Source organism: Spirillospora sp. NPDC029432 (assembly GCF_040703975.1).
Taxonomy (GTDB): Bacteria; Actinomycetota; Actinomycetes; order Streptosporangiales; family Streptosporangiaceae; genus Spirillospora.
Window position 1 is genome coordinate 37,134 of the sequence record NZ_JBEZWH010000062.1, and the last position, 9,773, is coordinate 46,906.

The window sequence follows — 9,773 nt, forward strand, 5'->3', positions numbered from 1 at the left end:
TTGTTCTTCAAGGGAACGCTGTATTCAGGTTCACGGACGCGGTATGCCGGGCGATCGGCCCGTCAGTACGGAAGGGTACGACGAACTTCCCGCTGGTTCGGCAAGAATCCCCGTACCGCAACCGAATTGATCAGAACAGACCATGCCGGGACCGGCCCTCATGGCCGGTCCCGAGCCCGGTCAGACCGTGACCGGCAGGTCCCGGTACCGGCAGATCTTGATGAACTCGCCCGCGTCCAGGCTGGCACCGCCGACCAGGGCGCCGTCCACGTCGGACTGCGCCATGATCCCGGCGACGTTGCCGCCCTTGACCGAACCTCCGTACAGGATACGCACGTCGGCGGCGACCTCGCCGTCGTACAGCTCGGCGAGCCTGCCGCGGATCGCCGCGCAGACCTCCTGGGCGTCCTGCGGGGTGGCCACCTCGCCCGTCCCGATCGCCCAGACCGGCTCGTACGCGATCACCACGGTGCGGGCCTGGTCGGCGGGGATCTTCTCCAGCGCGCCCTCGACCTGGGCCAGCGTGTGCTCGACATGGCGGCCGGCCTTGCGGACCTCCAGCCCCTCGCCCACGCAGACGATCGGCGTGATCTCGTTCGCCAGGGCGGCCTTGGCCTTGGCGTTGACCAGCGCGTCGTCCTCGTTGTGGTACTGGCGGCGCTCGGAGTGCCCGACCGTCGCGTACGTGCACCGCAGCTTGGCCAGCATCGCCCCGGAGATCTCGCCGGTGTAGGCGCCGGAGACGTGCGGGGAGATGTCCTGCGAGCCGTAGGTGATCCGCAGCTTGTCGGCCTCCACCAGCGACTCGACGGTCCGCAGGTTGGTGAACGGCGGCAGCACGGCGATGTCGACGGCGTCGAAGTCGGCGTCCTTGAGCCCGAACGCCAGCTGCTGGACCAGCTTGATCGTCTCGAAGTGGTTGTTGTTCATCTTCCAGTTGCCGGCCATCAGCGGCCTGCGGCCGGCGGGCTTGGAAGCGGGGTTCTTCGGGGCCATGCGTCAGTCCTCCAGAGCCTGCAGGCCGGGCAGCGTCTTGCCTTCGAGATATTCGAGGCTGGCGCCGCCGCCGGTGGAGATGTGGGAGAAGCCGTTCTCGTCGAAGCCGAGCGTGCGGACCGCCGCGGCCGAGTCGCCGCCGCCGACGACGGTGAACGCGCCGGAGTCGAGCAGGCCCTGCGCGACCGCGCGGGTGCCGTGGGAGTACGGCTCCATCTCGAACACGCCCATGGGGCCGTTCCAGAAGACGGTGCCGGCCCCCGCCAGGCGGGAGGCGAACAGCTTGCCGGACTCGGGGCCGATGTCCAGGCCCATCCGGTCGGCGGGGATGGCGTCGGCGGCCACCACCGAGTGCTCGGCGTCGGCGGCGAACGCGGTCGCGGCGACGATGTCGACCGGCAGCACGAACTCCACGCCCGACTCCTCGGCCCGGCGCAGGTACTCGCGCACGGTGCCGAGCTGGTCCTCCTCCAGCAGGCTCCCGCCGACCTCGTGGCCCTGGGCCTTGAGGAAGGTGAAGACCATGCCGCCGCCGATCAGGATGCGGTCGGCCTTGCCGAGCAGGTTGTCGATCACGCCGAGCTTGTCGGAGACCTTGGAGCCGCCCAGGACGACGGCGTACGGCCGCGCGACGTCCTCCGTCAGTTTCTTCAGCACCTCGACCTCGGCGGCGATCAGCCCGCCGGCCGCGTGCGGCAGCCGCTTCGGCACGTCGTACACGCTGGCGTGCCTGCGGTGCACCGCGCCGAACCCGTCGCCGACGTACGCCTCGGCCAGCGCGGCGAGCCGGTCGGCGAACGCGCCGCGCTCGGCGTCGTCCTTGCTGGTCTCCCCCGCCTCGAAGCGCAGGTTCTCCAGCAGCGCGACCTGCCCGTCGGCCAGCCCCTCGGCGGCGGCCCGGGCGGACTCGCCCACCACGTCGCCGGCGAACGCCACGTCGGCGCCCAGCAGCTCGCCGAGCCGCGCGGCCACGGGGGCCAGCGAGAACTCGGGCTTGACCTCGCCCTTGGGGCGGCCGAGGTGGGCGCAGACGACGACGCGGGCGCCCTTGTCGCGCAGCCTCTGGATCGTCGGGACGCTGGCCCGGATCCGGCCGTCGTCGGTGATCCGGCCGTCCTCCAGCGGCACGTTCAGATCCGCGCGGACCAGGACGCGCCTCCCGGCCACGTCCAGATCGTCAATGGTGCGCATCGGAATGCGGTGTCCTTCCGGATACGGGCCCGCCGTGGCCGCGCGGCCCTGTCAAGGGCGGCGCCGCCACGGCGGGCACGAGCGGATCAGCGGAGATCAGAGCGACGAGCCGACGAGCTTGACCAGGTCGACGAGGCGGTTGGAGTAGCCCCACTCGTTGTCGTACCAGCCGACGACCTTCACCTGGTCGCCGATGACCTTGGTCAGCCCGGAGTCGAAGATGCAGGAGGCCGGGTCGGTGACGATGTCGGAGGAGACGATCGGGTCCTCGGTGTAGGTGAGGTAGCCCTTGAGCTCGCCCTCCGCGGCCTTCTTGAACGCGGCGTTGACCTCGTCGACGGTGACCTCGCGGGACACGGTCGCGGTCAGGTCGGTGGCCGAGCCGGTCGGCACCGGGACGCGCAGCGCGTAGCCGTCCAGCTTGCCGTTCAGCTCCGGCAGCACCAGGCCGATGGCCTTGGCGGCGCCGGTGGAGGTCGGGACCACGTTCAGCGCGGCGGCGCGGGCGCGGCGCAGGTCCTTGTGCGGGGCGTCCTGCAGGTTCTGGTCCTGGGTGTACGCGTGGATCGTCGTCATCAGGCCCTTCTCGACGACGAAGTTGTCGTGCAGGACCTTGGCCAGCGGCGCCAGGCAGTTGGTGGTGCAGGAGGCGTTGGAGATCACCGTGTGCTTGGCCGGGTCGTACTTGTCCTCGTTGGCGCCGAGCACGACGGTGAGGTCCTCGTTCTTGGCCGGGGCCGAGATGATGACCTTCTTGGCGCCGTTGTCGGCGTGCACCTTGGCCTTGGTGGCGTCGGTGAAGAAGCCGGTGGACTCCACGACTATGTCGACGCCGAGCTCGCCCCACTTGAGGTTGGCGGGGTCGCGCTCCTCGAACGCCTTGATCGACTTGCCGCCGACGACGATCTCGTCCGCGGTGGCGTGCACGTCCTCGCCGAGGCGGCCCAGGATGCTGTCGTACTTGAGCAGGGTGGCGAGCGTGGCGTTGTCGGTCAGGTCGTTGACCGCCACGATCTCGATGTCGGCTCCGGAGGCCTTCACGGCGCGGAAGAAGTTACGGCCGATCCGGCCGAAACCGTTGATGCCTACTCGGATGGTCACGGAACGGCTCTCCTCATACGTCGACTCTCACCCGGTCGGATCCGGGCTCTCACTACGCGGATTGCGGGGGGCTGCCCCGCTCCCGACCCTATCGAATGCCCTGCCCGTACCCCGACACCGGCGCCGTGGGATATCGCGGGTGAGGCGGCGTCCCCCGATGAGGGAGGCACCGCCCCACCTGCCCGATCAGGTTCCGGCTCAGGGGGCGAGCATGTCGGCGGTGAGGTTGGCCTCGGTGCCGGGGACGCCCTGGTCCTGGGCGCGCTTGTCCGCCATCGCCAGCAGGCGGCGGATGCGGCCCGCGATGGCGTCCTTGGTCAGCGGCGGGTCGGCGAGCTGGCCGAGCTCCTCCAGGGAGGCCTGCTTGTGCTCCAGGCGCAGCCGGCCGGCGCTGACCAGGTGCTCGGGGGCGTCGTCGCCGAGGATCTCCAGGGCGCGGGCCACCCGGGCGCCGGCGGCGACGGCGGCGCGGGCGGAGCGGCGCAGGTTGGCGTCGTCGAAGTTGGCGAGGCGGTTGGCGGTGGCCCGCACCTCGCGGCGCATCCGGCGCTCCTCCCAGGCCAGCACGCTGTCGTGCGCGCCCAGCCGGGTCAGCAGCGCGCTGATCGCGTCGCCGTCGCGGACCACGACCCGGTCCACGCCGCGCACCTCCCGCGCCTTGGCGTGGATCTTGAGCCGGCGGGCGGCGCCGACCAGCGCCAGCGCGGCCTCCGGGCCGGGGCAGGTCACCTCCAGCGACATCGACCGGCCCGGCTCGGTCAGCGAGCCGTGCGCCAGGAACGCCCCCCGCCAGGCCGACTCGGCGTCGCAGGCCGCCCCCGCGACCACGTGCCGGGGCAGCCCGCGGACCGGGCGGCCGTTGTTGTCGATCAGGCCGGTCTGCCGGGCCAGCGACTCCCCCTCGCGGAAGACCCGGACGACGTAGCGGTTGCCCTTGCGCAGCCCGCTGGGCGCGAGCACCACCACGTCGGAGGTGTGGCCGAAGACCTCGGCGACGTCCTTGCGGAGGCGCCGCGCGGCCGAGCCGGTGTCGATCTCGGCCTCGATCACGATCCGCCCGCTGACCAGGTGGAGACCCCCCGCGAACCGCAGCAGGGTCGACACCTCCGCCTTGCGGCAGCAGGGCTTCATCACCGACAGCCTGCTCAGCTCGTCCTTCACCACACCGGTCATCGCCATGCTCGACACCCTCCCCCTAGGAACTTCCAGCAGTGTGGCCGATGTCGGCCGCGCCGGACGTCACTCACGGAAAATCTTCACGAAGGCTTGGGCCAGCCGGGCGGGATCATGACGCGGGGAGCCGTCGTCGGCGGCCACGTCGGCCAGTTCCAGCCGGCCGCCCAGGTCCTGTACGGCCTTGTCCAGCGCGACGGGGTCGTCGACGACCCCCCGGTCGGCGAGCACCACGTCCACGCGCAGGTCGGGCGCGTGCGCCTGGAGGACCTCCAGATGCGTCTGCGGCGAGAAGTCGTCGGTCTCGCCCGGCTGCGGCGCGAGGTTGAGCGCGACCAGCCGCCGCGCCCGGGTGGAGGTGAGGGCGCGGGCCAGCTCGGGCACCTGGAGGTGCGGCAGCACGCTGGTGAACCAGGATCCGGGGCCGAACACCACCCAGTCGGCGGCGTCGACGGCCTCCAGGGCCTCGGGGCAGGCGGGCGGGTCGGACGGGACGAGCGAGACGCTCAGCACCGTCCCGGGCGTCTTGGCGCAGGCCACCTGGCCCTTGACGCGGGTCACCTCGTCGGGCCCGGCGGGGTCGGCGCCGCGCACCTCGGCGACGATGTCCAGCGGGACCGAGGCCATCGGCAGCACCCGGCCGCCGGCGCCCAGCAGCCGGCCGACCCAGTCGAGCCCGGCCACCGTCGAGGCGGCGGTGCCCTCGCCGAGCAGCTCCCACAGCGCGACGATCAGCAGGTTGCCGACCGCGTGGTCGTGCAGGTCGCCCTGGCTGCGGAAGCGGTGCTGGACGACGTCGCGCCAGGTCTGGCCCCACTCGTCGTCGCCGCACAGCGCGGCCAGCGCCATCCGCAGGTCGCCGGGCGGCAGCACGCCCAGCTCGCGGCGCAGCCGGCCGCTGGAGCCGCCGTCGTCGGCGACCGTCACCACCGCGCTGAGCCGGTCGGTGACCCGGCGCAGCGCCGACAGCGAGGCGTACAGGCCGTGCCCGCCGCCCAGGGCCACCACCGCGGGCCCGGCACCGGACCGGCTCACCCCGCCACCCCCGTGCCGTTCTGCCGCATACCGTTCTTCTCGTCGTCCGGGACCTGCCCGGAAGCGTCACTCACGGCCGAGGTCTCGATGGGACGCCTGCACCTCGATGCCCTCGTCCCTCAGCCGGGCGGCGATCTGCTCCGCCATGGCCACACTACGGTGTTTGCCGCCGGTGCATCCCACGGCGAGCGTCACGTAGTGCTTGCCCTCGCGCTCGTACCCCTCGGCGAGCAGCCGCAGGACCTCGGTGTAGGCGTCCAGGAACTCCTTGGCGCCGCGCTGCCCGAGCACGTAGTCGCGGACGGCGGTGTCGCGGCCCGTCTTGGGGCGCAGCTCGGGGACCCAGTGCGGGTTCGGCAGGAAGCGGCAGTCGACGACCAGGTCGGCGTCCACGGGCAGGCCGTACTTGTAGCCGAACGAGACCACGGTGGCGCGCAGCGAGGACTCGCCGGTGTCGTTGCCGAAGTAGCCGACGATCTTGGCACGCAGCTCGTGCACGTTGAGTCCGCTCGTGTCCAGGACCAGGTCGGCCTCGGCGCGGACCTCGCGGACCAGCTCGCGCTCGCGGGCGATGCCGTCGACCAGGCGCCCGTCGCCCTGCAGCGGGTGCGGCCGGCGGACGCTCTCGAAGCGGCGCACCAGGTCGGCGTCGGACGCCTCCAGGAACACCACCCGCGGGTGGACGCCGCGCGCCTCCAGCTCGGCGATCGAGGAGTGCAGGTCCTCGGTGAACGCGCGGCTGCGCACGTCGACCACCACGGCGATCCGCGGCACCGCGTCCTTCACCCGGCCGCCCAGGTCGGCCATCGTGGCGAGCAGGCCGGGCGGGAGGTTGTCGACCACGAACCAGTCGAGGTCCTCCAGCGACTTGGCGGCGGTGCTGCGGCCCGCCCCGGACATGCCCGTGACGATCACGATGTCCGGTATCTGAGTATCGGTGGTGGTCAACTCGGCTCCCCCCGGTCCTTGCCTTCGCTACCCGCGGCCGCGCTCCCCGTGGCCGGCGCGCCCTCCCCGGCCTCGCCGCGCAGGGCCGCGGCGATCTGCCCGGCGCTGCGCAGGCCGATGCCGGGGACCTCGGCGATCTGCTCGGGCGTCGCCTCCTTCAACCGCTTCACCGACCCGAAATGTTTCAGCAGGGCCGACCGGCGGGCCGGCCCCAGCCCCGGCACGCCGTCCAGCTCGCTCGCGGTCATGGCCTTGGACCGCCGCTGCCGGTGGAACGTGATCGCGAACCGGTGCGCCTCGTCGCGGACCCGCTGGACCAGGAACATGCCCTCGCTGTTGCGCGGCAGGATCACCGGGTCGGGGTCGGCGGGCAGCCACAGCTCCTCCAGCCGCTTGGCGATGCCGCAGACCGCGATGTCGTCGATGCCCAGCTCCTCCAGCGCCCGCTGCGCGGCCGCGACCTGCGGCGGGCCGCCGTCGACGATCACCAGGTTGGGCGGGTAGGCGAACTTGCGGGGCTTGCCGGTCTCGGGGTCGATGGGCTGGTGGTCGGCGGCGTCCTGGGGGTTCTCGGCGCGCTCCTCGGGGTCGTCGCCGATCGCGTCCAGCTCGCCGAACTTCTCGCTCTCGGCGAGGTAGCGGCGGAACCGGCGGGTGATCACCTCGTGGATGGAGCGGACGTCGTCCTGCCCCTCCACCGCCTTGATCGAGAACCGGCGGTACTCGCTCTTGCGGGCCAGCCCGTCCTCGAACACCACCATGGACGCCACCACGTTGGAACCTTGCAGGTTGGAGACGTCGTAGCACTCGATCCGCAGCGGCGCCTCGGGCAGCTCCAGGGCGTCCTGGATCTCCTGCAGCGCCCGGCTGCGGGTGGTCAGGTCGCTGGCACGGCGGGTCTTGTGCTGCTTGAGCGCCTCCATCGCGTTGCGGGCGACGGTGTCGAGCAGCGCCTTCTTGTCGCCGCGCTGCGGCACCCGCAGCCGGACCGGACCGCCGCGCTGCTCGGCCAGCACCTCGCTCATCGCCGCCTCGTCGGGCGGCAGGGCCGGGACGAGGACCTCGCGCGGCACCGACTCGCTGTCGCCGTAGACCTGCAGGAGGAACGTCTCGACCAGGTCGGAGGTGGTGACCGCCTCGACCTTGTCGACGACCCAGCCGCGCTGGCCGCGGATCCGGCCGCCGCGCACGTAGAACACCTGGACGGCCGCCTCCAGCTCGTCCTCGGCGAACGCGATCATGTCGCAGTCGGTGCTGTCGGGCAGCACCACGGTCTGCTTCTCCAGCGCCCGCTCCAGCGCGCGGATGTCGTCGCGCAGCCGGGCGGCGCGCTCGTACTCCTGGGCGGCGGCGGCCTCGCGCATGTCGCGTTCGAGCCGCTTGATGAAGCGGCCGGTGTTGCCCGCCATGAAGTCGCAGAAGTCCTCGGCCAGCAGCCGGTGCTCCTCGGGCGTCACCCGGCCCACACAGGGCGCCGAGCACTTGTCGATGTAGCCGAGCAGGCACGGCCGGTCGAGCTGGCGCTGCCGCTTGAAGACCCCCGGGCGGCAGGTGCGCACGGGGAAGACCCGCAGCAGCTGGTCGACCGTCTCGCGGATCGCCCAGGCGTGCGAGTAGGGGCCGAAGTAGCGCACCCCTTTGCGCTTGGCGCCGCGCATCACCATCACCCTCGGGTAGTCCTCGTCGAGGGTGACGGCCAAGTACGGATAGGACTTGTCGTCGCGGTAGCGGACGTTGAACCGCGGGTCGAACTCCTTGATCCAGGAGTATTCGAGCTGGAGCGCCTCGACCTCGGTGCCGACGACGGTCCAGTCGACCCCGGCGGCCGTCCGCAGCATCGTCTGGGTGCGCGGGTGCAGGCCGGCGAAGTCGGCGAAGTAGGAGCCGAGCCGGGAGCGCAGGCTCTTGGCCTTGCCGACGTACACGACCCGGCCGTGCTCGTCGCGGAAGCGGTAAACGCCCGGCGAGTCCGGAATGGACCCCGGGGCGGGTCGGTAGTTCGCCGGGTCAGCCACGCCCGAAAGCCTAGTAGCCGGGGCCGACATCCGGGCGCTCCGGGACGCCCGGCACCGGTGACGGAGATCTCGTTCCGGGGCCAGATCATCGGAAAGAGGGCCCCGGGAGAGTGCATAGTGTCGGAAAAGGCACTGTCGGGAACGCACCATCTGAGACCGGAGGGGGTCGCGAGGGCCGTGTCGGCGTTCTGGAGCTGGACCGTATTGGCGGCCGCGGTGGCCACCTCGGTGATCGTGGTCGAGGCTGCGCGCCGGCTGCTGGCCGGGCGGCTGTCGGCGCGCTGGCCGGGCGCCGGCGAGGCGGCCCGGAACTGCACCGCGCCCGCCTTCGCGTTCGCCGTGGTGATCAGCACCGCGGCCGCGATGCCGTACCGCTACCTGGCCGATCCGGCCGAGGGCGTGGTGCGGCACCTGCTCAAGATCGCCGCGATCGGCGCCACCACCTGGCTCGTGCTGCGGATCTCGTACGCGCTGACCGATCCGCCGCTGCAGCGGCTGATGCGCATCGAGGGCGAGCGCAACCGGCGGGCCCGCAAGACGCGCACCCAGATGCTGCTGCTGCGCCGGATCGCCGCGGCGGTGATCGTGGTGATCGCGGTCGGGGCGGCGCTGTTCACGTTCCCGGCCGTCCGCACGCTGGGCGCCGGGATGCTGGCCTCGGCGGGCGTGGCCGGGCTGGTCGTCGGCATCGCGGCCCGGCCCGCGCTGGGCAACCTGTTCGCCGGGCTGCAGATCGCCTTCAGCGACGCGCTGCGCCTGGACGACGTCGTGGTCGTGCAGGGCGAGTGGGGGCGGGTCGAGGAGCTGACGCTGTCGTACGTGGTCGTGCGCGTCTGGGACGAGCGGCGGCTGGTGCTGCCGGTCTCGTACTTCACCGAGCAGCCGTTCGAGAACTGGACCCGTCGCAGCAACCGCCTGCTCGGGACGGTCATGTTCTACGTGGACTGGTCGGTGCCCGTCGAGGAGCTGCGCACCGAGCTGTACGAGATGCTGCGCGACAACCCGCTGTGGGACCGCCGCGACTGGAGCCTGGCGGTGACCGACATGATGCCGAACGGCCTGCTCCAGGTGCGCGCGATGATGAGCGCCGCCGACGACGCCGACTGGTGGGACCTGCGCTGCGCCGTCCGCGAGCGGCTGGTGGCCTACATCCGCGAGAACCACCCGGAGGCGCTGCCGCGCTTCCGGACGGAGGTGGCCGCGACCACCGAGATCACCGGGACCGGCGGTGCGGGCGGCGCGGGCGCGGTCGCCCACGCCGACCGCGCCTGGGACGGCCACTGACCGGGCCGGGCGGGGGGGGGGGCGGGGGGG

General features: G+C 72.3%; 8 protein-coding genes. 1 reads left to right on the forward strand and 7 read right to left on the reverse strand.

Annotation, left to right across the window (positions count from 1 at the left end; all coding sequences use genetic code 11):
* Positions 1–180: 180 nt before the first annotated feature.
* From tpiA to uvrC, 7 genes are all read right to left on the reverse strand, one after another.
* The gene (gene tpiA, locus AB0881_RS33185; RefSeq protein WP_366623396.1) at positions 181–996 is read right to left on the reverse strand and encodes a triose-phosphate isomerase; all 816 of its coding nucleotides are present in this window, start codon (positions 994–996) and stop codon (positions 181–183) included.
* A gap of 3 nt (positions 997–999) precedes the next feature.
* Positions 1,000–2,187 (reverse strand): phosphoglycerate kinase, encoded by a 1,188-nt coding sequence (locus tag AB0881_RS33190; protein WP_366623398.1) that lies wholly within the window; start codon positions 2,185–2,187, stop codon positions 1,000–1,002.
* A 96-nt stretch (positions 2,188–2,283) separates the two neighbouring features.
* Positions 2,284–3,288, reverse strand: a complete 1,005-nt coding sequence (gene gap, locus AB0881_RS33195; protein WP_366623400.1) for a type I glyceraldehyde-3-phosphate dehydrogenase — start codon at positions 3,286–3,288, stop codon at positions 2,284–2,286.
* A 198-nt stretch (positions 3,289–3,486) separates the two neighbouring features.
* A complete protein-coding gene (whiA, locus tag AB0881_RS33200; protein WP_366623402.1) occupies positions 3,487–4,467 on the reverse strand; it encodes a DNA-binding protein WhiA in 981 nt (326 codons plus the stop codon).
* A gap of 60 nt (positions 4,468–4,527) precedes the next feature.
* Positions 4,528–5,469 (reverse strand): uridine diphosphate-N-acetylglucosamine-binding protein YvcK, encoded by a 942-nt coding sequence (gene yvcK, locus AB0881_RS33205; protein WP_366623412.1) that lies wholly within the window; start codon positions 5,467–5,469, stop codon positions 4,528–4,530.
* Positions 5,470–5,562: 93 nt separating this feature from the next.
* Positions 5,563–6,444: an RNase adapter RapZ gene (gene rapZ, locus AB0881_RS33210; protein ID WP_366623404.1), complete on the reverse strand. Its 882-nt coding sequence runs from the start codon at positions 6,442–6,444 to the stop codon at positions 5,563–5,565.
* The gene (gene uvrC / locus AB0881_RS33215; protein WP_366623405.1) at positions 6,441–8,489 is read right to left on the reverse strand and encodes an excinuclease ABC subunit UvrC; all 2,049 of its coding nucleotides are present in this window, start codon (positions 8,487–8,489) and stop codon (positions 6,441–6,443) included. Before uvrC ends, rapZ begins: the two co-directional genes overlap by 4 nt.
* Before the next feature lie 87 nt (positions 8,490–8,576).
* Here uvrC and AB0881_RS33220 point away from each other — a divergent pair, with 87 nt between their 5' ends.
* A complete protein-coding gene (locus AB0881_RS33220; RefSeq protein WP_366623407.1) occupies positions 8,577–9,743 on the forward strand; it encodes a mechanosensitive ion channel domain-containing protein in 1,167 nt (388 codons plus the stop codon).
* Positions 9,744–9,773 lie beyond the last annotated feature (30 nt).

Coding starts and splice junctions, on each gene's coding strand:
- tpiA (WP_366623396.1), bottom strand. CDS start 996: ATGGCCCCGAAGAACCCCGCTTCCAAGCCCGCCGGCCGCAGGCCGCTG.
- AB0881_RS33190 (WP_366623398.1), bottom strand. CDS start 2,187: ATGCGCACCATTGACGATCTGGACGTGGCCGGGAGGCGCGTCCTGGTC.
- whiA (WP_366623402.1), bottom strand. CDS start 4,467: ATGGCGATGACCGGTGTGGTGAAGGACGAGCTGAGCAGGCTGTCGGTG.
- uvrC (WP_366623405.1), bottom strand. CDS start 8,489: ATGTCGGCCCCGGCTACTAGGCTTTCGGGCGTGGCTGACCCGGCGAAC.